21 protein-coding genes and 1 riboswitch are annotated in these 25,767 nt (G+C 42.5%); of the genes, 10 read left to right on the forward strand and 11 right to left on the reverse strand.

From position 1 onward, the window contains the following. Positions 1-32: 32 nt before the first annotated feature. A complete protein-coding gene (locus tag LF822_RS20450; RefSeq protein ID WP_253925953.1) occupies positions 33-551 on the reverse strand; it encodes a hypothetical protein in 519 nt (172 codons plus the stop codon). Positions 552-841: 290 nt separating this feature from the next. Between LF822_RS20450 and LF822_RS20455 the strand changes: the two genes are divergently transcribed. Both LF822_RS20455 and LF822_RS20460 read left to right on the forward strand, forming a co-directional pair. Further along, entirely contained in the window at positions 842-2,473 is a 1,632-nt protein-coding gene (locus LF822_RS20455) for an acetolactate synthase large subunit (RefSeq protein ID WP_253925954.1), read from the forward strand. Positions 2,474-2,487: 14 nt separating this feature from the next. Then, positions 2,488-3,918: an aldehyde dehydrogenase family protein gene (locus LF822_RS20460; protein WP_253925955.1), complete on the forward strand. Its 1,431-nt coding sequence runs from the start codon at positions 2,488-2,490 to the stop codon at positions 3,916-3,918. A 459-nt stretch (positions 3,919-4,377) separates the two neighbouring features. Here LF822_RS20460 and LF822_RS20465 read toward each other — a convergent pair whose 3' ends face one another. Continuing rightward, a complete protein-coding gene (locus LF822_RS20465; protein ID WP_305881988.1) occupies positions 4,378-5,688 on the reverse strand; it encodes a Glu/Leu/Phe/Val family dehydrogenase in 1,311 nt (436 codons plus the stop codon). 155 nt (positions 5,689-5,843) lie between these two features. Between LF822_RS20465 and LF822_RS20470 the strand changes: the two genes are divergently transcribed. Then, a complete protein-coding gene (locus LF822_RS20470) occupies positions 5,844-6,830 on the forward strand; it encodes a cation diffusion facilitator family transporter (protein ID WP_253925956.1) in 987 nt (328 codons plus the stop codon). Between the two features lie 138 nt (positions 6,831-6,968). Here LF822_RS20470 and LF822_RS20475 read toward each other — a convergent pair whose 3' ends face one another. After that, positions 6,969-7,529 (reverse strand): DEAD/DEAH box helicase family protein, encoded by a 561-nt coding sequence (locus LF822_RS20475; RefSeq protein WP_253925957.1) that lies wholly within the window; start codon positions 7,527-7,529, stop codon positions 6,969-6,971. 89 nt (positions 7,530-7,618) lie between these two features. Then, complete coding sequence (locus tag LF822_RS20480; RefSeq protein WP_256522510.1) at positions 7,619-8,296, reverse strand: class I SAM-dependent methyltransferase; 678 nt, start codon at positions 8,294-8,296, stop codon at positions 7,619-7,621. A 268-nt stretch (positions 8,297-8,564) separates the two neighbouring features. Next, positions 8,565-8,741, forward strand: a riboswitch (cobalamin riboswitch). A gap of 159 nt (positions 8,742-8,900) precedes the next feature. Between LF822_RS20480 and LF822_RS20485 the strand changes: the two genes are divergently transcribed. The 4 genes from LF822_RS20485 to LF822_RS20500 all read left to right on the forward strand — a co-directional run bounded on the left by LF822_RS20485 (position 8,901) and on the right by LF822_RS20500 (position 14,127). Then, positions 8,901-11,123, forward strand: a complete 2,223-nt coding sequence (locus tag LF822_RS20485) for a ribonucleoside-diphosphate reductase subunit alpha (RefSeq protein ID WP_253925958.1) — start codon at positions 8,901-8,903, stop codon at positions 11,121-11,123. Between the two features lie 13 nt (positions 11,124-11,136). Further along, positions 11,137-12,177, forward strand: coding sequence for a ribonucleotide-diphosphate reductase subunit beta (locus LF822_RS20490; RefSeq protein WP_253925959.1), 1,041 nt, complete (start codon positions 11,137-11,139; stop codon positions 12,175-12,177). Positions 12,178-12,359: 182 nt separating this feature from the next. Beyond that, positions 12,360-12,701, forward strand: a complete 342-nt coding sequence (locus LF822_RS20495) for a P-II family nitrogen regulator (protein ID WP_253925960.1) — start codon at positions 12,360-12,362, stop codon at positions 12,699-12,701. A gap of 28 nt (positions 12,702-12,729) precedes the next feature. Next, entirely contained in the window at positions 12,730-14,127 is a 1,398-nt protein-coding gene (locus LF822_RS20500; RefSeq protein WP_253925961.1) for an ammonium transporter, read from the forward strand. Between the two features lie 35 nt (positions 14,128-14,162). On the opposite strand, the gene LF822_RS20505 is transcribed toward LF822_RS20500, so the two are convergent. Continuing rightward, positions 14,163-15,842, reverse strand: coding sequence for a YndJ family protein (locus LF822_RS20505; RefSeq protein WP_253925962.1), 1,680 nt, complete (start codon positions 15,840-15,842; stop codon positions 14,163-14,165). Between the two features lie 118 nt (positions 15,843-15,960). Between LF822_RS20505 and LF822_RS20510 the strand changes: the two genes are divergently transcribed. Together LF822_RS20510 and LF822_RS20515 are read left to right on the forward strand one after the other, a co-directional pair. Next, positions 15,961-16,551: a sigma-70 family RNA polymerase sigma factor gene (locus LF822_RS20510; protein ID WP_253925963.1), complete on the forward strand. Its 591-nt coding sequence runs from the start codon at positions 15,961-15,963 to the stop codon at positions 16,549-16,551. After that, positions 16,544-17,194 (forward strand): hypothetical protein, encoded by a 651-nt coding sequence (locus LF822_RS20515; protein WP_253925964.1) that lies wholly within the window; start codon positions 16,544-16,546, stop codon positions 17,192-17,194. The genes LF822_RS20510 and LF822_RS20515 overlap by 8 nt, the downstream gene beginning before the upstream one ends. A 34-nt stretch (positions 17,195-17,228) precedes the next feature. Here the strand turns inward: LF822_RS20515 and LF822_RS20520 are convergent, their stop codons facing one another. Continuing rightward, complete coding sequence (locus LF822_RS20520; protein ID WP_253925965.1) at positions 17,229-17,861, reverse strand: uracil-DNA glycosylase; 633 nt, start codon at positions 17,859-17,861, stop codon at positions 17,229-17,231. Between the two features lie 150 nt (positions 17,862-18,011). On the opposite strand from LF822_RS20520, the gene LF822_RS20525 reads away from it, so the two are divergent. Beyond that, on the forward strand, positions 18,012-20,147 hold the full coding sequence (locus tag LF822_RS20525; RefSeq protein ID WP_253925966.1) for an MMPL family transporter: 2,136 nt from the start codon (positions 18,012-18,014) through the stop codon (positions 20,145-20,147). 34 nt (positions 20,148-20,181) lie between these two features. Here LF822_RS20525 and LF822_RS20530 read toward each other — a convergent pair whose 3' ends face one another. The 5 genes from LF822_RS20530 to LF822_RS20545 form a co-directional block, all read right to left on the reverse strand. Next, complete coding sequence (locus LF822_RS20530; RefSeq protein ID WP_253925967.1) at positions 20,182-21,174, reverse strand: sodium:calcium antiporter; 993 nt, start codon at positions 21,172-21,174, stop codon at positions 20,182-20,184. Between the two features lie 252 nt (positions 21,175-21,426). Further along, positions 21,427-22,929 (reverse strand): phytoene desaturase family protein, encoded by a 1,503-nt coding sequence (locus LF822_RS20535; RefSeq protein ID WP_253925968.1) that lies wholly within the window; start codon positions 22,927-22,929, stop codon positions 21,427-21,429. A 112-nt stretch (positions 22,930-23,041) separates the two neighbouring features. Then, positions 23,042-23,164, reverse strand: a complete 123-nt coding sequence (locus tag LF822_RS22955) for a hypothetical protein (protein ID WP_256522512.1) — start codon at positions 23,162-23,164, stop codon at positions 23,042-23,044. Positions 23,165-23,501: 337 nt separating this feature from the next. Then, complete coding sequence (locus LF822_RS20540) at positions 23,502-23,729, reverse strand: hypothetical protein (protein ID WP_253925969.1); 228 nt, start codon at positions 23,727-23,729, stop codon at positions 23,502-23,504. 173 nt (positions 23,730-23,902) lie between these two features. Continuing rightward, a complete protein-coding gene (locus LF822_RS20545; RefSeq protein WP_253925970.1) occupies positions 23,903-25,690 on the reverse strand; it encodes a PLP-dependent aspartate aminotransferase family protein in 1,788 nt (595 codons plus the stop codon). Positions 25,691-25,767: the final 77 nt, after the last annotated feature.

Genomic DNA, 25,767 nt, shown 5'->3' on the forward strand with positions numbered 1-25,767 from the left:
AGAATCTCAAGTGATTCTGCGTCTTTTTATATTTATAGGTTTTTATAATGCGTCATAACTATTTCTCCTACAGCAGCGATGGTCTGATCTTTAAATGTTAAAGAAACTCCTTCTTTTTGCGGATCTATGTAGTAATATCCCCCCTCTGAAGGAATATAACCTAAAGCAGTCAATTTTAAAATTAACTCATCAGGAAGCCGTTCCAACCCGGTAGCTTCCATAAAATAAGGTGTAGGAGAAATCTTTACATCTATATCGTCTGCCCCGGCGTACACCATGAAAAGATCGCCAGGCTTCTGTGCAATCCACTGCCCTTTTGAAAACAATGAGATCCGGAGCTTCTCCAAAGCAGAGATCCCTTCAAGATGAACATCAAAAATATCTAAAATCATTTTTCTTATTTCACTGGAAGAGATTCTTTCCCCAAAATCCTGCAGGTAAAGATCCATTACTTCTACTTTCGATAAAGAAGCAATCACCTCATTCGCAGCTGATTGCTGATTGGAACGTAAACTCTGCCGGACCCTTCTCATAACTTCGTCCGAATACACACTTCATCACCTCTTCAGTTATTTCTCTTTTTTTATTATAATGGAAGTTTTTCTGCATGCATATTTGAATGCAGAAAGTACTATTTCTTATTATTTTTAATAAGAACTCCCTCCTTCACACAAAATAACCTTATATACTGGCTTTGTTGTGTGTTAAAAGTTGATAAATGCGGTCAAGCCGATGCTTGGGGAGAATTACCCTGATTAAGGGTGTTCATTATATAACTCTGGGTTATCAACTTTAATTTTTAACAAGGCTGAATAATAAAAAGCACAGAGGGTGTTTTAATATGAAAGTTGCTGAACTGCTAGTTCAATGTCTTGAAAATGAAGGCGTCGAATACATTTTCGGTGTGCCGGGTGAAGAGAATATCGATTTAATGGATGCTCTGCTCGACTCAAGTATCGAATTTATTGTAACCCATCACGAAACCAGTGCTGCATTTATGGCTGGAACTTACGGCCGACTGACTGGCAAGCCTGGAGTCTGTCTGGCCACACTCGGTCCGGGAGCGACGAATTTATTAACCGGTGTGGCCAATGCAAATATGGATCACTGCCCATTAATTGCGATTACAGGTCAGGCAGGCTTAAACCGACAGCACAAAATATCACATCAATACTATGACCTCGTAAACTTATATGAACCTGTGACGAAGTGGAACGCACAAATTAAAACAGCAGAAATTGTTCCTGAGGTCGTTAGAAAAGCCTACCAGCTGGCCATTCAGGAGAAACCCGGGGCGACTCATATTGATCTGCCTGAGGACATAGCAGGTATGGAGGTGGAAGGAAGCCCGCTTCGAGTAACCGGCCGATCTCTACCGCAAGCAGATGAAAAAGTCATCAAGAAAGCCGCTGAACTTATTAAACAGGCAAGTTACCCGTTGATTTTAGCCGGAAACGGAATCACACGAGGCCAGGCGGAAAATATTTTTCAAGAGTTTGTGGAGCAAACACAGTTACCGGTTGTTCATTCGTTTATGGGCAAAGGTGCCCTTTCATATAAAAATGACCTAAGCCTGCTCACGGCCGGAATCAGCGGAAAAGATTATATTACCTGCGGCTTCTCACAATCAGACTTAATCATTTGTATCGGCTTCGATATCGCTGAAACGCCGCCGGAAAATTGGAATCCAAATCGAGACACACCTATTTTACACATCGACACGGAGGATGCGGAAACCGACTCTCATTATCCTGTTGCTTTAAATGTTATTGGTGATATTAAAGAAAATCTCTCCGAGCTTCAAAAGGTTCTGCCCGTTTCTAACGAAAAACCTGAATGGATAAAGTCGATAAGAGAACAAGCTCTCTTAGAATTAAATGAGTATAAGGAGGATTCAGGCTTCCCTCTTAAGCCTCAGAAAATTATATCTGACTTACGCGAGGTGCTTGCGGATGAAGATATTGCTATTTCTGATGTCGGGGCTCATAAGATGTGGATGGCTCGAATGTATCATACGGCGCACCCGAATACGTGCCTGATTTCAAACGGTCTGGCATCGATGGGGATAGCGGTTCCTGGGGCTATAGCGGCAAAAATGGCCCAGCCGAATCGGAACGTAGTGGCTGTCTGTGGTGACGGTTCTTTTCAAATGACAGGAGCCGAATTAGAAACAGCTGTACGGCTTAACCTTCCTATCATCGTTCTCTTGTGGCGGGATGATGGGTACGGATTAATCGAGTGGCACCAATTAAAGAAATTTGAACGGACTTCTCATATCAGCTTTGGCAATCCAGATTATGTCCAGCTGGCCCATTCCTACGGATTTGAGGGGATGAGAATTGAGCAAGCATCCGATTTAAAGCCTGCTTTAGAACAAGCTGTTTCTCTTCAAAAACCAGTATTTATCGACTGCCCTGTAGATTACAGCGAGAATATGAAATTAACCGAAAAGCTAAAAAATATAAACTGCTGAGTTGAGGTGACCCGATGTTTATTTCCTCCATAATTAACGGTGAAATGTATAACGAAGAAAACCGGGAGACGTTACCGGTAAAGAACCCTTATAATCAACAGGAGATTGCAAAGATTATACTGGCTTCTCGAGAAGATTTAAACGCTGCGGTGGATAACTGTTATGAAACATATCATCGCATTATAAAGAAGATGCCAGCCTATGAACGAGCGGATATCTTATTAAAAACCGCCCAGCTTCTTGAAGCACGGAGAGAAGACTTTGCCCAAACCGTAGCAGAAGAAGCCGGCAAGCCTCTTAAACTAAGCAGAGATGAAGTCGATCGTGCTGTACAGGTCCTGCGCTTCGCTTCTGAGTACGCTAAGCAGATCAACGGAGAAGTTATCCCTCTAGACGCCGCAGTTGGCGGAGAGAATCGCTTAGGATTTACGAAGCGTATTCCGCTGGGGGTAGTAGCTGCAATTACGCCCTTTAACTTCCCTCTTAATTTATCTTTGCACAAAATCGCTCCTGCTTTAGCGGCAGGGAACACCGTGATCTTTAAACCAGCAGAAAAAACACCCATTTCTGCTTTCAAGCTTGTACAGCTTTTTCATGAAGCAGGCCTCCCTAAAGGAGCATTAAATGTCATTATGGGATTGGGGGAGGAATTGGGCGATCCCCTCGTCGAGCATGATAAAGTACAGAAAGTAACCTTCACCGGCAGCCTGCCCGTTGGAAAAGGAATCCGTGAAAAAGCCGAATTTAAGAAGATCACATTGGAATTAGGATCCAATTCCCCTAACATCATATTTGAAGATGCCGATATCGACTCTCTCGTTGACAATTTAGTGACAGGCGCCTTTGCCTTCTCGGGACAGGTATGTATATCCGCCCAGAGGATTTACGTGCATGAATCCATTTACAACGAATTTTTAAAGAAATTCGTAACACAGACAAAAGCGCTGCAAATTGGAGATCCGCTGGATGAGAAGACAGATTTCGGACCTATGATTGACGAGGAAGCTGCCGAACGTGCAAAGCTGTGGATTGATGATGCAGTCTCTAACGGAGCTAAAGTAGAAACAGGTGGAGAACTCACCGGTGCTATGCTGACACCTACCATTATGACAAACGTTCATAATGATATGAAAGTTATCGCTGAAGAGGTATTTGCTCCTATTGTATCGATTATTCCTTTTAGAACTGAAGAGGAGGCCATCAAGCTTTCCAATGACTCAATTTACGGTCTACAGGCTGGAATATTTACCAATGATATTAACCGGGCTCTCTATGTGGCTGACGAGCTTGAGATGGGCGGAGTGTGGATTAATGAAATCTCCACCTACCGACAGGATAACCATCCCTACGGCGGCGTCAAACAAAGCGGCATCGGACGTGAAGGCGTTAAATACGCCATTGATGATATGACCGAATTGAAATTCATCGGCATTAAACTTAATTAAAAAAGACTATGAGCTCCAACTCATAGTCTTTTTTATATCGAGTGGGCGAGCGTTCTCGATTTATGGGCGTTTATCGCCGTTTATGAGCCATTTCATGATTTTACGGGCGATAATTTCAACTTATGGGCAAATAGGCAAATTTATGGTCATTTGCGAAAAAGGACGGATTAGAATGGACTTTAATCTAGATGAAGATATTCAGTTTCTTAAAAAGAAAGTGCTCAGCTTTGTTCAAACGGAAGTGGAAGCATAACAATGGAGCTTGAGAAAGAAGATAAGGTCCCCGGGCTAATGTGATGGTCCAAACTGTGCTTTTTGTAAAAAGGAATAGGAAATGGTACCGCGGGTCGTGAACTGTCGTGATCGAGGAGACTTTCCACCTGCCCCGCTTAAAAGCGGTGCTTTTTCACCAATCTAAAAAAGACTATGAGCCCCAGCTTATAGTCTTTTTTAGTTTCTTTATTCATTTGATGTTAAGTCAGAATCCTTGATCCACCCTCGTGCACTCAGCGCTTTGACAATATGGTTAATACCTACCATATAGGCCGCCTGCCTCATCCTGCAGTTTTCCTCATCACGCATCTTTAAAATGCTCTCGAAACCAAACACCATATGCTCCTCAAGCTTCTGGTTAATTTCTTTCTCACTCCAGTAGTAATTCATCGAATTTTGCACCCATTCAAAGTAAGACACAGTGACCCCTCCGGCATTACACAAAATATCTGGAATTACAAAAATTTCTTTCTCTTCCAGAATGGCATCGCCTTCAGGAGTAGTAGGACCATTAGCGGCCTCTGCTACAATTTTAGCTTTAATATTTGGCGCTGTATCTTTATTAATTTGATTTTCAATAGCTGCCGGGATTAATATATCCACCTCAAGCCCAAACATGTCTTCGTTAGATATAGATTCAGCTTCTGAAAATTCTGAAGCAAGATTTCCTTCCTTTACAAAATCAATCAGCTCAGGAATATTGAGACCCTCTTTCTTGTAAATCCCGCCTTTTGCATCCGTCACCGATAATATCTTCACTCCTAATTCATCTAAAAATTTAGCAGTCATTGAACCTACGTTTCCAAAACCTTGAATAGCTGCTGTAGATTTACTTAAATCCATCTTTAACACTTCAGCCGCTTCCCGTATCGTTAATACAACTCCTCTGCCTGTTGCTTCGAGCCTTCCTAATGACCCTCCAATAATAACTGGCTTCCCGGTAATCATTCCTGGAATATTGTAGCCGCGAAGCTGATCAAATTCATCAATCATCCACCCCATCATTTCCGGTGTTGTGTTTACATCAGGTGCCGGGATATCCTTCTGAGGACCGATGATAGGGGTGATTTTTCTAATATAGGTGCGGCTCAAGATTTCAAGCTCACGTTCTGACAACTGAGCCGGATCAACAATGACGCCGCCCTTGCCTCCACCTAAAGGAAGATCCAAAATAGCTGACTTTAACGACATCCAAATCGAGAGAGCCTTGACTTCATCCACAGAAACGTCAGGGTGAAAACGAATGCCGCCTTTCGTAGGACCCAATATATCGATATGCTGGCACCGATAGCCGGTAAAGTTCTGAATTTCTCCATTGTCCATTCGTACAGGTAAAGAGACTTCTAACAACCTCATTGGTTTCCTCAATATTTCATAAATGTTATTATTTAACTTCAGCTTTTCTACGGACTCTTGCAATAAGTCGTTTACGATCTTGTACGGGTTAAGACCATGAGTGGTCAGATCCGATTCAGTCTTGTCACGTTTATTTCCCATCCTGTCCTTCCTCCTCCATGTATACCTGTTCATAAAGTTCCAATAATTGGGCTACTTTATACCTTGGAAGAGACAATTTTCGTAAGACAGAGTAATTTTGCAGCTTTTAAGCAAAATAAAATATAACTTCAGGAAATAGTGAGGATGAACATGGTATGTCTTATCTCAAATTACTAAAAAAAGGAAACAAGTCATCAGGAGTCGCCGCGTTAGGGAATTCTTTATTAGCCATTATTAAAGCGATTGCTGCAGCTGTCAGCGGAAGCGGAGCCATGTTTGCTACAGCCATGCACTCTGTAGCGGACGCTACGAACCAGGGATTCGTATTTTTCGGAAGCGCCCTGGCGGAAAAAGAACCCACTAAACGATTCCCTTCAGGTTTTGGGCGTATCATTAATCTCTTTGTCCTCGTAGCTGTCATCATTATCAGCATCATGGCTTATGAAACAGTATTAAAAGGCTGGGGGCTTATTCAGGATCCCAAATCCTCCACTAACATATGGTTAAACATTGGAATATTAGTGGTGTCCATCATTATTGACGGTTACATTTTAATTAAAGTAATGAAGGAAATAAATGAAGAGAGCAGAGCTGGAGTTGAAGGATTCAATGTCTATACAAGCTCTTTTAAAAATTCCAGGCTGGCCTCCCCTCCTACAAGACTGGTCTTTTATGAAGATCTAATTGCTACATCAGGAGCATTTATTGCTCTCGTTTTTGTCGTATTATCCTATTTTACCGGACTGTATCTTCTTGACGGGGTAGGCACACTTATCATCGGTCTTTTACTGATTGGCGTAGCCATTAAGATTGGATATGAAAATACGATCGGTTTAATTGGTGTAGCAGCCCCAAGTATAGTGGAAAAAAGAGTTGCTCAAGCTATCCTGGAGAATGCGAACGTAAAAGATATTAAAAAGCTTCGAATTCTCCAGGAAGGCCGGGAATACCACGTAGAAAGCTATATCGAGCTTGAGAAAGGGCTCTCTCTTGCAGAAGCTGAGGATATAAAATACAAGGTAAAAGAAAAAGTTTTAGAGGACGAAAGCATCTCGGATGTCACATTAGGTGTGATCGAAAGTGACGAAGAAAAGAATTGGTCGATGGACCAGTATGAGGAAGACCTGGAAGGTCAAAATTAAAAAGCCGAAAGCTTCTTCGTTTTCGGCTTTTTACTATTTTCTGCGGATGAATAGTCAGAGTCACCCTCCTGCAATTTAATGATCTGCACCCGAAGTCATTAACAGCAAAGAATTTCACAAAGCTTAATCCAGCCTTTCTTAAAGGTCAAACTTTTCTTTAATAACATGTGCTGTTTCTGCTGCGCTCATATTTGTATTGTTTATCCTCACATAACGTTCAGCTTTAATTTCCCCTTCCCGGGAGTTGAGACGATGCTGCTTAAAGGTTTCCTTTAGGTTGTATTCTGACTGTTCTATGTCTCTTTTTAACGGCTTATGCTCCAGCCTGTGAGATGATGTGTTTCTTATTAAACGCTCTTCCAGACCGGCCTCAAGCTCAACAAAGCATATCTCTCCTCCTTGCTCTTCAAAAATACGGCACGTGTTCATTACAAAATCCCAGTCCGACTTCTGGTCAAATGCCCAAACATATGTGAAGATCATTCCTTGCAAATCACTCTTAGCTACTTCTTTAAACAGTTCATTACGATATAAATTTACAAGCCTTATAAAGGAGGGATGACCAAATTCAAAGAAAGGATAAACAAGATCGATGGTCATATGATTATGAAATAATTTTAATTCTGTTATTTTTTCAAGCTCATGCCCGACCGTCATCTTTCCGACAGCCTGGGGCCCAAATAATAAAACCAGCTGCAATGGATCACTTCTTTTCTTAATTTTATTTGCAATAGGGAACTTCTAAAAACGTCCCGCCAGGCAATGGATTTCTCATTCCTTTATGACTTCTATTTCTTCCTAAATACAAATAACCACATAAACGTTAACGCCTGCTGCAGTTCTCGAGGCAGCGAAGACACGTCTATATTTTCTGCTTCACGCTTATAAACTCCATGCCCCTCTTCAAGCATCCATCCTGTTTCTAACGCCATCTGTTCAAACTCCCAGGGCATCATTGTATTACAGATGACTCTTTCACCATATACACGGCGATAGCTGTTTATCCGGGGTTTAGCCGTTGGACCAAGCACCCCTATACACAGCGTTCCGCCAGGTTTTACGACACGTTTAATTTCTTCCAATCCCTGAAAAGGAACCTCGAGCCACTCTAGACAATTAATCGCCATGACTGCATCAAATTTTTCGTTCTCAAAAGGCAGGCGGGCTAAATCGCCCTGCACAAACTGTAGAGTTTCTTTCGCAAGTCTGTCTTTTGCCAGTTGAATCATGTCTTCAGACAAATCTAATCCGGTCACTTGATATCCTTCTTCAGCTAATTTATAAGAACCATAGCCGTCACCGCAGCCAAGATCTGCAATAGACTGCCCTGGATTGACGTGTTTTTTTACTAAAGGTATAATTGATTTTCTGCTGCCGCTGTCCCACATATTTTGACTGTTGGCGTTCCAAAATGCAGCTCTCTCATCCCACTGTTTCTCTGTTGCTTTATGCCAATTAAATGTCATTATACTTCCTCCTACTCAACCTCGCAGTGATCCCGGAATCGAATTAATAAATTATTTATTGTTTTAGTACAAACAGATGTCCATTTTTTTAAAAACATTATTTCAAAAAAATCTTACACCTTATTTATTCGCTAAAACTCCTGAATTCTCCTTTATTTTTGTCCATTCTTTCGTCCCTCCTCCACTAAACATCTTGCACATTCTAATAATCTCCGTTATGCTTAAAACACAATATAAGCTAATTAATTCATTCAAACAACACCATATATAGTATCCGCGAACAAAAGATGCCACAAGGCTTAATAGGGAATCTGGTGAAAATCCAGAGCTGCCCCCGCAACTGTAATCGCTCGCAAAACGGCAAATGTCCACTGTGTTTCTCACGGGAAGGTGCCGGAGTAAGATCGAGCGTGAGTCAGGAAACCTGTCTTCATTCGCATAAGTTTCAACTTCTTCGGGGACTGAGAAGATGATACGATGGAGCGAAAGCAGTCGGCTTTTCCTAGAGACTTCTTTCGTTCCATGGTTTCATCCGCTCACTCGAATGGGCGGATTTTTTTATGCTTATGTAATGTTTTTTATTTTTATAGAGGAGTGATGCAAGTTGAGTACCGTAATTAAAGCATATTGGCAGGAATGGCTGGAGGCCCACGCCGAACAATTCTCTACTTTGAACATGGAGAAAATGATTACGAAATCTAAAGAACTACAAGGAGACCAAAACGAACAGGCGAAGTCCTTAATCTTAGAATGTCTGGCTGAGATTAGTGAAACGGCACCGGACTGGACGTACTTAGCAAGCAAAATTCATCTGCAGCAAATGTATGAAGCAGCGACCTTGAACCGCAGAGCTTCAAAAGCTTATGAAGGGCTTCATCACTTAGTGGAAATTCTTGTCGAAGAAGATATTTATGACCCGAATCTGCTCAGCCTTTACAGTAAAGCAGAAATGGATGAGCTGGAGCAGGCTATTACCCCTGAACGGGATGAATTGTTTACGTATATCGGTATAAAAACACTAGGCGACCGCTACTTGGCCCGTTCTAAATCAGGGCTTGTGTACGAGCTGCCTCAGGAACGATTCATGATTATTGCCATGGTTTTAATGGCCCACGAACCAAATGCACGGCGGCTGGAATTAGTGAAAGAATCTTACTGGGCGTTAAGTCATCTGTATATGACCGTGGCTACTCCGACCCTTGCCAACGCAGGGAAGCGTTATGGTCAGCTGAGTTCATGCTTTATTGACACGATCGACGACAGCCTTCAATCGATTTACGACAGCAACACAGATATCGCTAATTTAAGTAAACACGGCGGAGGTATCGGGGTCTACTTAGGAAAAATCCGCAGCCGCGGCAGTGACATCAGAGGTTTTAAAGGCGTGTCCTCCGGAGTGCTTCCTTGGATGAAGCAATTAAATAATACAGCTGTTAGTGTTGATCAGCTCGGACAGCGCCAAGGCGCAGTGGCAGTCTATTTAGACATTTGGCACAAAGATATTTTTCCTTTCCTGGACAGCCGCTTAAACAATGGAGATGAACGTCAGCGGACTCACGATTTATTTACAGGCGTATCCATCCCGGATCTATTTATGGAAGCCGTTGAAAACCGTGAAGACTGGTATTTGTTTGATCCTCATGAAGTTCGAAGTGTAATGGGCTTTTCTTTAGAGGATTATTATGATGAATCACGAGGCAGTGGATCCTTCAGGGATCGTTACCTTGCCTGCGTGGAGAACGAGCAGCTTTCCAAAGAAAAGGTACCTGCCATCGAAATTATGAAACGTATCATGATCGGTCAGCTTGAAACAGGAACACCTTACATGTTCTATCGTGATGAAGTTAACCGCATGAATCCTAACAGCCACCAGGGAATGATTTACTGCAGCAACCTTTGTACTGAAATTACACAAAACCAAAGCCCGACAACCCAGGAAGAGCAGCGGGTAGAAGATGGGAAAATTATTACCGTTCAATCTCCCGGCGACTTTGTTGTATGTAACTTATCCAGCATTAACTTAGGACGTGCAGTACCCAATAAAGTAATATCAAGGCTGGTTCCCATTCAAGTAAGGATGCTCGATAATGTGATCGACCAGAATACCATCCCTGTGCTGCAGGCTCAGTTAACAAACCAGTCCTATAGAGGTATTGGATTAGGAACCTTCGGCTGGGCTCACCTTCTTGCCACGAAGAAACTAGCATGGGAATCAGATGAAGCTGTTGATTACGCCAATGAAGTTTATGAAGAAATTTCCTATTATACGATTTTGGCGAGCAGTCAATTAGCTAAGGAGAAAGGAAGTTATCCTTACTTTGAAGGATCGGACTGGGAAACAGGAGAGTTTTTCGTTAAACGGTCGTTTGACCAGGACAGTAAATTCAATTGGAATATGCTTCAGAATGAAGTCGGTCGTAACGGCATGAGAAACGGTTACCTTATGGCTGTCGCGCCAAACTCAAGCACTTCATTAATTGCCGGCAGCACCGCAAGCATCGATCCGATTTTCAAGAAATTCTACTCAGAGGAGAAAAAGGATTTCAAAATACCTGTTACAGCGCCTGACTTAAGCCCTGAAACATTCTGGTACTACAAATCAGCCTATGATGTAGACCAGCACGCAAGTATTAAACAGAATGCTGCCCGTCAGAAATATATCGATCAGTCGATTTCGTTCAATATCTATGTAAAAAACTCTATTAAAGCCAAAGAACTGCTTGCATTACACTTGGACGCATGGAACTCCGGTTTAAAAACAACCTATTACACACGCTCTACTTCAAGCCAGGGTGAATTCGATGAGTGTGAAAGCTGCTCATCTTAAGGAGGAATTTTGAATGGATCAAACATTGCAAAAACGAAAGCTTGTTGACCATCATGCCCCAAATGCTTCTACAGGGATGGTCAACGGCAGAAGTTCAAACGTTTTAAACTGGGACGATACCCGCTATTCCTGGGCTTATCCAATGTACAAAACGATGCTTGCCAACTTTTGGATTCCCAGCGAAATTAATATGAGTAACGACTTAAAGCAATGGCCTGAACTGTCTGACCAGGAACAGGCCTCCTTTAAGAAGATTATCGGCCTTCTTGCTTTTCTCGACTCCATACAGACCGATTACTCAGGGAAGGTCGCTGATTATTTAACCGACTCCAGTGTTTCAGCTCTGATGCAGGTGCTCGCTTTTCAGGAAGTCGTTCATAATCAATCCTATTCTTATGTGCTGTCAACCCTTGTTGACCAAAGCGAGCAGGAACGTATCTTTGAATATTGGAAGCATGATGAAATCTTAATGGAAAGAAATCAGTTTATTACGAATGGATACGAAGAGTTCGCCAACGACCCGGGCGTGGAAAAATTCTTAAAATCTGTTGTGTATGACGTAGTATTAGAAGGGCTGTTTTTCTACGCGGGTTTCGCCTTCTTCTATAATCTGGCTCGAAATCAGAAAATGGTTTCTACGAGTACCATGATCAATTATATTAACCGGGATGAACAAATCCACGTGAACTTATTTGCTCATATTTTCAAAGAAACGTTAAATGAGAATCCACAGCTGGATCGTGAGTGGTACGAAAGCTTTGTTACTTCCACATTTAAAGAAGCTGTGGAACTTGAAATCAAATGGGCGCACCATATTATCGGCAACGAATTCCCCGGCATTCCAATTGATGACCTGGAGGACTACATCCGATTCATTGCTAACAAAAGGTGCAGATTAATGGGTGCAGAGAAACCATTTCCTGAATATGCTGAAAATCCTCTAAAGTGGATTCGCGCTTATCAGGACGTAGATGAAGGAAAATCCGATTTCTTCGAGCAGAAGTCAAGACAATACACTAAAGTATCTGAGGATAACGGGTTTGATGACCTTTAAATAGAGCACAGTTAGTACCGTCCCGAATCATTTTTCCATGGTTCGGGATTTTTTGTGTCAACTTTTCTAACATTAAACTTAAGATAAGTATTGATTTTTCTGAATTTTTGATATATAGTAAGGACAATCATTACTTAACATGTCATAAAATCTAACATTAATTAAAAAGGAGGAAGTCATCTATGAAAAAAGTGGAGACCATCATTCGTCCCGAGGCTTTTCAGTCCCTTCGTGAAAACCTTGATACTCTAGGTGTTAAGGGATTAACGGTATCAGAAGTTGCGGGCTGTGGACAGCAAAAAGGGCAGGAAGGAATCTTTCGCGGCAACCGTTATGAAGTTAAGCTTTATCCAAAAGTAAAAGTTGAAATGGTAGTCGATGAAACAGAAGTCGAAGACATCGTAGAAGTTATTACAAATACATGCGCAACCGATCAGGTAGGCGACGGTAAGATTTTTGTCTCTTCTATTGAAGAGGTTTACCGCATTCGCACTGGAGAAAAGGGAAAAGCTGCACTTATTTAATATTATTTCGGAAGGATGTCATGAACTAATGAAAAAAGTGTTCCTACTATTATTACTTATATCTTTGAGCTTTCCGGTAGTTGCAAGTGCTGAAACGGCGGCCACACCTGAAGCCGTTCTAGAATCTGTGGATATGGTCTGGATCATGATCGCTGCGTTCCTTGTTTTCTTCATGCATGCTGGATTCGCCATGGTTGAAGCAGGATTTACCCGTTCTAAGAATGCTTTGAACATTCTTATGAAAAACTTTATGACCATGTCCATTGCTGCTATTCTCTACTTTATTGTGGGATATGGCATTATGTTTGGTACCTCAGGGGGAGGATTTTTAGGTCTTGATGGATTTTTACTCAGCGGCCACGAAGACCAAGTTGGTTTCTTTGTCTTCCAGGCAGTGTTTGCTGCTACGTGTGCCACTATTATTTCTGGTGCTGTAGCGGAACGTATTAAGTTAAGTTCTTACTTAATACTGACTGTATTTATGACAGCTTTTATTTATCCAGTTGTAGGACACTGGGTATGGGGCGGGGGATGGTTATCCGAGCTCGGTTTTGTTGATTTTGCCGGTTCTACGGTTGTTCACTTAACAGGCGCCCTTGGAGCTGTAGTTGCCGTTATGTTTTTAGGACCCCGTCTAGGAAAATATAGCGGCGGTAAAGTAAACGTTATTCAAGGTCACAATATTCCAATCGGAGCGTTAGGTGTATTCATCCTATGGTTCGGCTGGTTTGGTTTCAACGGCGGAAGCACGCTGGCTGCAGACCCTTCAGCCATTCCAGGAGTTGTAGCGACGACGCTGCTTTCTGCTTCAGCCGGTGTTATTGGTTCAGGTTTCTACTCGCAGCTTAAATATAAACGGATTGATGCTTCACTTACGTTAAACGGAGCGTTAGCCGGACTTGTTGGTATTACAGCCGGGACAGGCGATTTGTCTCCAGTTGGAGCGATTATTACTGGTTTGATTGCAGGTGTTATCCTCGTTGAAGGAGTGCAGCTGCTTGACCGCAAGCTTCACATTGACGATCCAGTGGGAGCTATCGCCGTGCATGGTATTTGCGGGGTATGGGGTACATTGGCTGTCGGATTCTTTGCATTAGAAGGTGGTCTCTTCTATGGTGGAGGATTTGAACTTCTATCTATCCAGGCGGTCGGCATACTTGCCGTTATGGCCTGGACAATGGGAACCTCAGCGATTGTCATTTTTGCTCTTAAATCAGCCTTTGGAATCCGCGTTTCCCGTGAGGAAGAAATCTCCGGGCTGGACTTTGCTGAGCATGGTTCAAGCGCCTATGAATCTTCTAAGAGTATCTTTAACGAAAATCCAAATGTCACGGATGTAGGTAAGGATTTCGGCGTGGGCTTACTAAACAGACTCGACAGCCTCGAAAACAATAAAGCAAAAAAGAAAGAACGAACGGCTCAGTAGCATGAACTGGAAAACTAAGAAAACCACCTCTCGTCTCAGCTGGAGGTGGTTTTCCCTTTTTCTTTGATCGTATAATTAATTTTTAAAAACGGAATCTTAAGCCATTTCATTACGTGTTCAGCTTCAAGATTACCATCCGTCCGCTCTCTCACATAAAAATACTCCCCTAACGGCAGCCTCACTGTCCAGTCCCCCAGAGTCAGATAAATCCCCTCATCCCCTCTGCGTTTCTGACGTTCACTAGTTAAAATCAGACTTCCGCCCTTCGCATTTAAAGGGCGAAGCACCCCCGTCATTACTCCAACTGGTAAAGGTAAACCAATATTCATGTAACGTTCCTTATCACTCAAGTGAGAAGAATAAAGAGCTGCAAATATAGGCTCGCCTGACACCGCATTCCTTCTTAACCAGGCCTTAACATTCTTCCTTCCATCCTGGTCATCATCAATTGAAACCACTTCCCCAGCCATTTTCAGAGGACCAGAAACAGGAATGTTAATCTGCCCCATTTTCCGCGTCCATTTATTAATAATTTTAGAAATTCGATGGAAGCCTTTTTGCCACTCCACTTCTGCTTCTAATGAATAGATATTCGTATTTTCATAGAAGGATTGGATTCTTCCGGCCACGTCCTCAGGTTTAAAGTATTTAGAATGATAAAGAGAAAAATCATCTACAAGACCGGTTTCATATATGTGACCTGCATCCCAGCCCTTTTTATAAACAATGTTATAGCCGACGTACCCACGTGCACGAAGGTTTGTAACCGGAAAGCTTGTATAAATATAGTTCGGGGCAGGCTTTAAACTGCGCCAAGCCATAACTGAAAATAAAGAAAAACCAAAAGCGTTCAAAACTCCATGCCAGCGAACCATCTCTCCAATTCCTAACCAGTAAGTATCCACCGTCAAGCCAAAACTGTAAACTACAGACAAGCTCATACTAATAATAAGCAGCATCGAAGATAAACGAATGGCGATTTTTGCTCCCATCGGGAACTCAGCTGAGCACCATACCCACCACACTGCCATCCATAACAGAAAAATTACATATATGGCAACGAGAAACGCTTCCAAAGGCGGGCCTTGATTCAGTCCTGCGGCTACAAGTACTGGTCCGGACGCTATGCCGGAAGCGAGCACCCTGTAAGCCAGCCCTGCATCCTGTTTCTTATAGGAAACGAGCCAGCGTCCAAATAACCCGGTAACAATCGGAACAACAAATGCAGCATAGTGAAAGTGAATAGCTGTAAGCTGGACGATCGTATCTGAATAGGGAAGAAAACGGCCTGCTCCTCCACTTGAGAGAACCAGCCATCCCCCGCCTACAGCTATATAAATTAATCCAATATCTATAACCGTTTCTTCCACAGGTCTGATCCCTCTGCCAAGCAGCCTCATCAAACCGCCAACAGCTATTAAAATCGTAAAAAACAACCATATTAATGCCCATCCTCCTGCTTCCGTCCCTGGAGGAAGAGCTACTGACAGCATTCCCGCTCCAGCAAAAGGAAGCGAAGTTATCATTACATTTCTAATCCATTGCTCTGCACGATTATTCTTATTATAACGAACCACTTCTTCCAATAATAAAGGTACAAGAATTAAGAAAGAAAAGGATAAAGCTATATCTATTAAACTCATATCAAACAGAGTGAGCCAAATCATTAGTATAATGGTACCTGCCAGTGATAATATTGCGCCTGTGTATTTCATATTTATTCTCCTAACTTGTTGCATCTAACGAGGAAATCATATGTTATGCTAGAAATATTATACACAGTCTTACTTAAGTTATAAATAAAACCTCAATGTAAGGAGTGTCGTCTATTCTATGAGGTGGAACAGATTAATAGGTAAAGAGCGTACCGAGAAGGATACGGAAGAACCGAAACCTTCTCCAACTATAAATGAAAAAGTGGAGGAATGGATCCACTTTTACAGCCATGATTTGAAATGGCTCGCTTACTCTTACGTTAAAGACCATGCAGCAGCCGAAGATTTAACACAGGAAACATTTATAAAAGCGTATCAAAAATATGCAAGCTTCAAACAAGAATCCAGCGAAAAAACCTGGCTCTATAAAATTACCATTAATTTATGTAAGGATCATTTAAAAAGCTCTTACATTCGCAGAGTATTTAAAAAAGGTGCGGAAGTCTTTCAAAACATTCCATCTCAAAATGAGACCCCTGAACAACATACTGTGAATAAAAGCGAAGATGAAGAACTTCTTGAACACATATTAAAGCTCGAGGACAAATATAGAGAAGTCATTGTACTCTACTATTTTGAAGAATTTGATGTAAAAGAGTTATCTGACTTGCTCAATGTCAGTCCAAACACTGTGAAGACGAGACTCCGGAGAGGCCGACAGCTATTGCAGGAAAAGCTCGTTTCAGAAGGGAGCACTATAAATGAATGAACTGATGGATCGTCGATTGAAAAAGATGGACCATAAGGTGAAATACAATAAAGTGCCTAGGGACGAACATGAAGCAAGTGCACTAATTGTTAAAGTAAGAAATCATTACAACAAACCAGCGAAAAAATGGCCGAGGTATATTATTCCCGTTCCCACAGTAGCGGTATTAGCATTTATATTTTTCCAAATAAACGATCAACCTTCTAGTTCATCCCAGCATGAGATTTCACTATTGTCGCAGCGCTCTGTCAACACAGAAATGAAATCACAGCAAGTAGTTCATAATGACGAGGCACAGCAGAGCATAGAGCAGGCAAGCGACCGTGATGACAATTCAAGCTCTACCATGATCCGCCACACGTATGTCATTTATAATGACAATATGTACGTTCAAACTGATGACCGGGTGGAAGAAGATGACCTGGAAGAGCCGATTGGAAGCGTCGAACCTGATTCCCCAGCCGAACAGCAGAGCAGGAAATCCATCACTTCCGAGGAAAAGATATACAGTGTTAAAGGCTCTGAAGCAGAAGACTTAGTTGCTATAAAAAGCAGGAGAAGCAAAGGGATCGGTTCTAGTTCAGTAAGCGAACAAGGCTACTACCTATTCAAAAAAGAAGACGCCCTTCCAATGGCTCAATAAATAAAACCCGTTCCCTATAAAAAGGAAACGGGTTTTATTGTTTCTCCCCCATATATTGTTTTAACTGATCGAGAGACTGGTAAATATCCTCTTTAATGCTCGGATTGTAAAATACAGCAGCGGGATGATACAAAGGAAAGACAGTGTATTCCTTCTCCGTCCATTCATACCGTGTTTCTCCTGTATATAAGATAGGGCTCTCGATTACTTCTCCGAGTACTTCTGTAATCTTATATCCCTTACCTAACAATCGCTCCAGCGCTACACCGCCGAGAGCAATAATTAATTTGGGAGCAATCTTGCTTATCTGGTAATCAAGAATCGGAGCATGAGCCCAAACTTCTTTTTTGTTCGGCTTTCGGTTTGCTTTTCTTCTCCCTCCAGAACCTTTTTTAGTCGTCTTCACCCATTTGTATGGCCGGCTCCTCACTGCACTCGTAATATAAACGTCATCTCTAGTTATTCCTAAGTAGTCGAACTGTTTATCCAGCTCGTCCCCTGCCCTTCCTATAAAAGGGACACCTTTTACTGCCTCCTGCTCACCAGGTGCTTCCCCCACTATGACGATATCAGCAGAAGTATTCCCGCCGCCCAGTACAAAGCCTTCCACATCATAATTTTCCATTTTTTTATTTGCTTCTTTCATTATAAGTTCAGGAAGTTCCATGTTCTAAACCCTCCTTATCTATACATAAAATTGGTTTACCCTCTCTCCTCCCTCTTCACACCCCGCATGTGTAAAGCAATTATGTTTTCTTCTTGATCGAATAAAGGTATGATTTGGTAATAAAGAAAGTAAAGGAGAACCTGCTGAAACATGAAAAGATTAGCTTCTTTTATCGTGCGCTCATCTAAGTATATACTAATCTTCTGGTTACTTGCTCTCATAGCTCTCGGCTATTTCGCGCTCCAGCTTCCGTCTATGCTGGAAGGAGATGGATTTCGAACGGATGGAGAATATGAACAAGTCCAATCCTTGTTAGAAAATGATTTTAACTTTCCAGATTCAACTCTTCTGCTATTGTTTGAAAGAGGAAAGAAAACCACTAACGAGTTTGAACACACCATTGACAGTACTCTAGAGCAGATTGAACAGCTGGATCTAGAGGCCGCTATCGATTCTCCTATAGAGAATGAAGAAGCGATCAATGATACTTATGCTTATGCCAGTTTTCATTTTGAGCAGCCGATCGAAACGAATGATGTCAGGGAGGAAATAAACTCAGTCATCAATGAGGAAGACGCCACCTTAACAGGGGCTCCTATCATATCTGAAGATATTAATAAAGCAAGTCAAAATGATTTAAAACGAGCAGAACTTATCGGAGTACCCGTAGCCCTCATTATTTTAATCGTCGCATTTGGTACGGTCATCGCTTCTCTTCTGCCGCTGGTCATCGGCGGAATTACAATCATCACCGGTTTTGGGATACTAACACTGATCGGCCGGTATATGGACCTGTCTATCTTTATTTTAAATATAGCACCGATGATCGGTTTAGCCCTCAGTATTGATTTCGCTTTATTATTTATCAATCGATACCGCGAAGAGTTGAACAAACAGGATAAAATACAAGCCTTAATGACCACCATTACTACAGCAGGACGCTCTATTTTATTTTCTGCAGTTTGTGTGTTTATCGGGTTAGGCGCTATGAGCGTTATTCAAGTAGACATTTTCACTAATATTGCCGTCGGCGGCACTGTAGTTATAGCCGCAGCTGTTCTCTGTTCACTCACCCTGCTGCCGGCATTGCTGTATCTTTCAGGCGGGACTTTAAATAAGTGGCGTATTGTCCCCGCCCCTAAAGATACTACTGCCCGCTGGCGGTCATTTGCCAGATCCGTGATGAAAAGACCGGTCAAAATTGCAACAGCAGCCCTTATACTATTAACGGCTGGTGTTCTGCCAATTTATAATATGGACCTTACCATACCAACCATTAGTTCACTCCCTGAGAGCTATGAATCAAGAGCGGCCTACGAAACGATTGAAGAAGAGTTTATGGGCGGGGACGAGAGCACAGTGTACGCTGTCGCAGAGAGAAAAGATGGATGGGAAGATGAAGAAGGATTGCAGGAAATTAAAGATTTAAGCGATGATTTCAAGGACTCAGAAATTGTAAACTCTGTAGATACCATTTACACAGCAACCGATATTACAGACCCTTCAGAGTTTGCTGCTGCTTTGGAAAATGAAGAAACGAGCGGGCAGTTAACACCTGCTGTGGATCAGTTTATCCAGAAAAATCAACTGCTGCTTCCTATTCACCTTTCTGCAGAAGCTAACTCTTCAGAAGCGCAGGACCTTTTAGAGGATTGGGAAGAAACCGACTGGAAGTATTCACTCCAATTCGGCGGCCAGCCCAAATTTAACGAAGAGATCTACACAGAAATCTCCGACAAAATTGCGCTCACGCTGACAATTATCCTGCTATCTACCTTTATCATCTTAACGATTGCATTTCGATCTATTGTTATCCCTCTTAAAGCAATCCTGATGAATATTCTCGGGTTAGCCTCAACATTCGGAGTTCTCGTCTGGTTGTTTCAAGGAGGGCATTTCGGATTAGAATCAGCAGATATTGCGCTTATTCTGCCAGTCATTGTCTTTAGTTTGGTCTTTGGTTTAAGTATGGACTATGAAGTATTCCTCATCTCAAGGATCCATGAGTTTTACCAGCAGACAGGCGATAATACAAAAGCAACCATTGAAGGGTTAGCCAGCACAAGTAAAATCATCACATCAGCTGCCTTAATTATGATTGTGATTACAGGCGCTTTTGCCTTTACTGGTGTCCTCCCCGTTAAACAAATTGGTATAGGTATTGCTATCGCCATCTTAATAGATGCAACAATCATCAGACTATTGTTAGTCCCTGCATTGATGCAGCTGCTCGGGGACTGGAACTGGTGGCTTCCTTTTACGAAGCGCCGCCGAAAACAAAACTAGAGCGTCTGCCGATAAGGCGGACGCTCTTTTTTCATTATCTCATCGAGAATACAAAGTATGTTGTGACAAAATATCCGGCCACAATCAAAATAGAAGGCAGCATATAACTAAAGGAAGGCTGTGTCTTTCTTCGGGAAATGCTGTAAATAATTAAAAAGATAAATACAACTGAAGCGCCTCCGGTAATTAAGTTGGAGGATTTGGTCGCTTCACCCAGCAGTCCGCCTCGAAGGTAAATCAAATCAGTGATGGCAAGGATGACTAAATTAAAGGCATTACTCCCTAAGAGAGAACTTACCCCTAAGTTAAACCTTCTCAGCTTCATGGCCGTCCCCACGCTTACCATATCAGGCAGCGACGTACTGATGGCAACAAGGAAGGAGCCTACAAATGAAGTCCCTAATCCTGTAATCTCAGCTATGCGTTCAGCTGTTACGGTGAGTACACTCCCAATTACCATAATCGCTGCTGCTGCTAAAGCGAAATAAGTAACCACTTGTTTAAAGGAATATTCTTTGTACTGTTTAATTTCCCTCTTAATCTTTCTCCCTTTGTACTCCGTTCGATCATTAATCCATTTCGTCCCTATGAAATACATGAGAATCACTGCAATCGTAGAATAACTTATATGAAAAATGTGAGTAGGAAGAGTAATAGATACTCCCAGAAGAATAATTAATGTTATAAAAATAACCAGCCATCCATACAGCTTACTCTCTGCTGTGGCATGCGTCATAATTTGATGGCGGCGATACACTAAGTCAAATATTGCCAGCCCTGCAACGTTAAACAGATTACTACCTATTAAGTTACCGACTGCTAAATCCGGAGCATCAATGACCACAGACGTTACACTGGAGGTCAACTCTGGTAACGAAATGGCAATACCAATAATGATACCCATAAAACCTGATGAAACCCGGGTTTTTTCTTTCACTGCATCTCCGAACATTGTTAAACGGGAAGCAGAAAAAAATGTTGCCACTGCTGCGGCAAAAAATAATACAAAAGCTAAAACGTCTCCCATGACATAATCTCCTTAAATCTAATGTTCTTAACCAGGATACCGTTACGTTTCCCCAAATATCAGCCCTCAAAACTATAAAAAACCGGCATGTCAACCTCGCTTTATTCCTGACTGATCAATTAAGAAAAAGGTGCAAGCTCCCCGGCAGACACACGCGCATAAGCAAAACGTCTGAAGGAGTTGGATTCACAAGCTCGAAATTTATAATCTCCCAGAGCAGAAAAAGCTGGTCCAATCAGACCAGCTCATTCCTTACATCACTTTTTCAGTTGTATTCTCCTTGATTAAGTCAGCCGTCAATTGTCCGGACAGCGTCACCATGGGCACTCCGCCCCCCGGATGGGTAGAGCCTCCCACGAAATAAAGATTGTTGAATATCTGGCTCTTCGATGGGATTTTAAAGCCGCCATTGGTCTTCTTATCCGCTGCGATTCCGTAGATGGACCCGCCATTTGGACCATATAAGCTTTCAAGATCTTCTGGAGTGAAACGATATTCGAACTCAATTGAATCTTTGACTCCTTCCATTCCCATTCTTTCAAGCTTATCGAGTACAGTTTCTCTATATTGATCCCAATCGACAGGCTTACGCTTCCCGTTCTTGAGAGGAGGCACGTGTGTAAGCACAAACAGGTTGTCTTTACCGTCAGGCGCCTGCGTTTCATCCGAACGGGCAGAAATTCCAATATATATGGTCGGATCATCAGCAGGGACGCCTTTTTCAAAAATCTCTTTGAACTCTTTCTCTGGATCTTCGGAGAAAAAGAAGTTATGGTGCTTCAAATGATCGAATGTTTTATTCGTTCCTAAGAGCAGTACGAGTCCTGAAACAGTCGGCTGAAATTTTTTTGCGAGAGATTTCGTTTCCTTCTTCACTTTGGATGATGCAGGTGCGAGACGGCGATACGATGGAATAGCTTCTAAGTTAGACACAACGACATCAGCCTTATGAACTTCACCATCTTCCGTTTCCACTCCAACTACATCTTCATTCTCGACCACAAGCTGCTGTACAGGTGTATTTAAACGGACATCTACTCGTAATTCGTCCATCAATGCACCCATTCCTTCGGCTATCTTATACATACCGCCTTTAACGTAATGAATGCCCAGACCAAGCTGAACATAAACCAGCTGATTAAGAATAGCCGGTGCTGAATAAGGATTGGACCCCACGTACATCACAAAAAAGTTAAACAGCTGCTCCAAATATTTATTATTAAACTGTTTATGGGTCGATTTCGCAATGGTACTCAACGGATCCATCTTAAAGAGTTCACTTAACTTATGATGGCTCTTCAAATCTTGTAAATCTTGAATACTATATTTATAGAAGCTCTTCATACACAACTCATACATGTCCTGGCTGTATGATAGAAAGTCTGTCAAATTACGATTCGGACGATCTGTTACTTTTGCCATCTCATCAAGCATAGTCGGCAGATCACTAGTTACATCGAGCTGTGTGCCATCTTCAAAGAAAGTGCGCCACTGCGGTTCCACCCGTTCAATCGTCATATAATCCTCTACACGGCGGTGCACACTTTCAAAAAGCTGCTCCAGCACCCATGGCATGGTTAAAATGGACGGTCCTGTATCAAAAGTGAAGCCTTTTCCTTCTCTGCGATTCAGCTTGCCTCCAAGGCTGCTGTTTTTCTCCAGAAGCTTTACATCATATCCATCTGAGCTGAGCCTGATTGCTGCTGACATGCCACCTAAACCTGCTCCTACCACAATTGCTTGACGTTTCCCCATACCTTCCACCTCCAAAATTAATAAACCAACGGAAGAAGGCTGGATCGCTGCCTCCCCCGCTGCCGATACTGCTTACCCTTCAAATTGTTAACATAGCTTCTTCACCCAGGCTCTATGTATCAGCGCCAATATCTCCAGAAGCTGATGATAAAAATACCCCCCCTATCCATCGGGGTATTACGTGACGGTATTGAACCTGAGCTGACCAATCGGCCGCCAGCTCATACACTGTCATAGCCCATTCTCATAAGCAGAGTCTAAAACAATCCCTATTCCGGATTAGCTGTTATCTTTAAAATATTCCCATAGGGCTGAGCACCTAAACAGTGTTAAGCATACTTGAAAGGTTGTCAGAGGTTACTTGATTACGTAATATGGGTAGTAAAAGATCGATGGATAGGAGTAATCATGAATATCATTTATTGGGTTTTTATTATCAGCGTTGTCTGTCTTACATTTTGGATTATTTTTAAAAAACTTACTAAAACAAGCTATATTCTTATAGCTGTTATTGGGGTGGTTTATGCCCTTTTACTCACTTTTTCATTCAGCGATAAATTTTGAAAACCCCATTACAAACCGTTTCTCTTATTTTGTTTATTTACAGCCTCACGAATGTGATAGAGTTCCGCATACATGGCTGCAGCAAAGACTGTCAGAATACTTAAGAACATGGAAAGAACAAATACGATCCCGCCTTGATCAAACCAATAAACAGCACTGAAACCGATAATCGCACCTGTCGTTACTCCAATTCCAAGGAAAATTAAAATCTTTTGTAATGTTACCGAATAAGCCATCAAAATCACCTCTCCACAATTAACATCTATTACAGGTATACCCAATAACAAGCAAAAGCACACATTGATTTTCAAGAGATCATAAGGTGTCACGGACCGAAGAACCCTGTTTCTTCCCCGGGAATCGAAAAAAACAGATCAGCTCCATGGCTGACCTGCTTTTTTTGAATTGTTTATATTTCACAAGCGTATGTGTCAATTGTTCCTCTTAACCTCTGAGCTTCCTTGTACGTACAGCGGTTATGAATAACCTGTAACCCTGCTTCACTAGCAATTTTTGCGGCTTCAGGAGCGATAACACCTTCCTGCAGCCAGAATACTTCCGGCTTCACCTTCGCTGCCTCTTTCGCAATTTCTACTGCCGCTTCGGGACTCCGGAATATTTGGGCAACGTCTATTTTAAATGGAATAGAGCTTAGATCTGGATAGGCTTTTTCCCCCAGCACTTCCTCCTCGCGAGGGTTTACAGGTACGATTTGATACCCGAGACGCTGCATTTTGCGCGCAAGACGGTGGCTCGGTCTTGAAGGCTTACCACTTAACCCCACTACCGCGAGGCGCTTTGGACGAGTTACTTCTTTCCCGTCCTCTTCCTCTTTTATTTGAGGAGAGTTTAAGGCCCACTTAATGACCCCTTCATCATTTTCAGTTATGGCAGAGGCCGCTTCCCGCCCTGTCGCTTTACCAATCGCCCGGTTCAAATCATTAATTAAATCCTTCACTGACTCCAGCCCGATAGATAGACGGATCAGTTCTTCAGTTACCCCGCTTGCAGCCAGACCTTCTACAGAGAGCTGCTGGTGGGTAGTAGATGCCGGGTGAATGATAAGTGATTTCGCATCTCCAACGTTAGCCACGTGTGACCATAGAGCAATATTGTTAATCACTTTACGTCCTGCTTCACGTCCACCTTTTATGCCGAAATTAACGATGGATCCATACCCTGCTTCTAAATATTTCTTAGCCAGTTCGTGTGCAGGATGCTCACTTAAACCTGGATAAGAAACCCAGTCTACATCAGGGTGACCTTTTAAATATTGAGCAATTTCAAGGGCGTTGTCTCCGTGTCTCTCCACTCTTAAGTGCAGAGTTTCAAGTCCCTGAATCAGCTGAAAAGCACTCTGAGGGCTTAAGCATGCACCTAAATCCCTAAGCAGCTGGACACGAAGCTTTGTAATAAATGCAAGTGTACCGAAGTCTGCTGCGTAACGGATTCCATTGTAACTCTCATCTGGTTCAGTAAAAACAGGGAACTTGCCATTGCTCCAGTCAAAGCGCCCACCATCTACAACCACTCCTCCGATCGTGGTTCCATGGCCGCCGATCCATTTTGTAGCGGAGTGGACAACAATATCAGCGCCCCAGTCGATCGGTTTGCATGAGTAAGGGGTGGCAAATGTATTATCTACGATCAGGGGGATGTCGTTATCATGAGCAGCCCCGGCTACTTTTTCAAAATCCAGTACGTGGAGACTCGGGTTGCCGATCGTCTCTGCAAAAACCGCTTTTGTTTTATCAGTAATCGCTTTTCGGAAATTCTCAGGGTCCTCCGGGTCCACAAAAATAACTTTAATGCCATATCTCGGCAAAGTATTAGCGAATAAATTATAAGTCCCGCCATACAAGTTTGCAGCTGCAACGATTTCGTCGCCTGAACCTGCCAGGTTTAATATAGATAATGAAATGGCTGACATTCCAGACGCTGTTGCTACAGAGGCCACTCCGTTTTCGAGCAGGGCCATGCGCTTCTCAAACACGTCTACAGTCGGGTTGCCGATTCGAGAATAGATATTGCCGGGTTCATCCAAAGCAAAAAGACTTTGAGCGTGATCTGTATCGTGAAACACGTAAGAAGTCGTCTGGTAAATCGGCACCGCTCTTGAACCTGTTGTCGGGTCCGGAGCCTGTCCCCCATGCAGGGCGAGTGTATCTAAATCGTAACTTTCAAATGAGTTTGTCATTCTAACTTCCTCCTTGAAATCTTATATAGTATAGGAAAACGCAAAAACCCCTCTTCGATAAGAAGAGGGGGGGGTAA

This window comes from Halobacillus sp. A5 (assembly GCF_024189315.1).
GTDB lineage: Bacteria > Bacillota > Bacilli > Bacillales > Halobacillaceae > Halobacillus_A.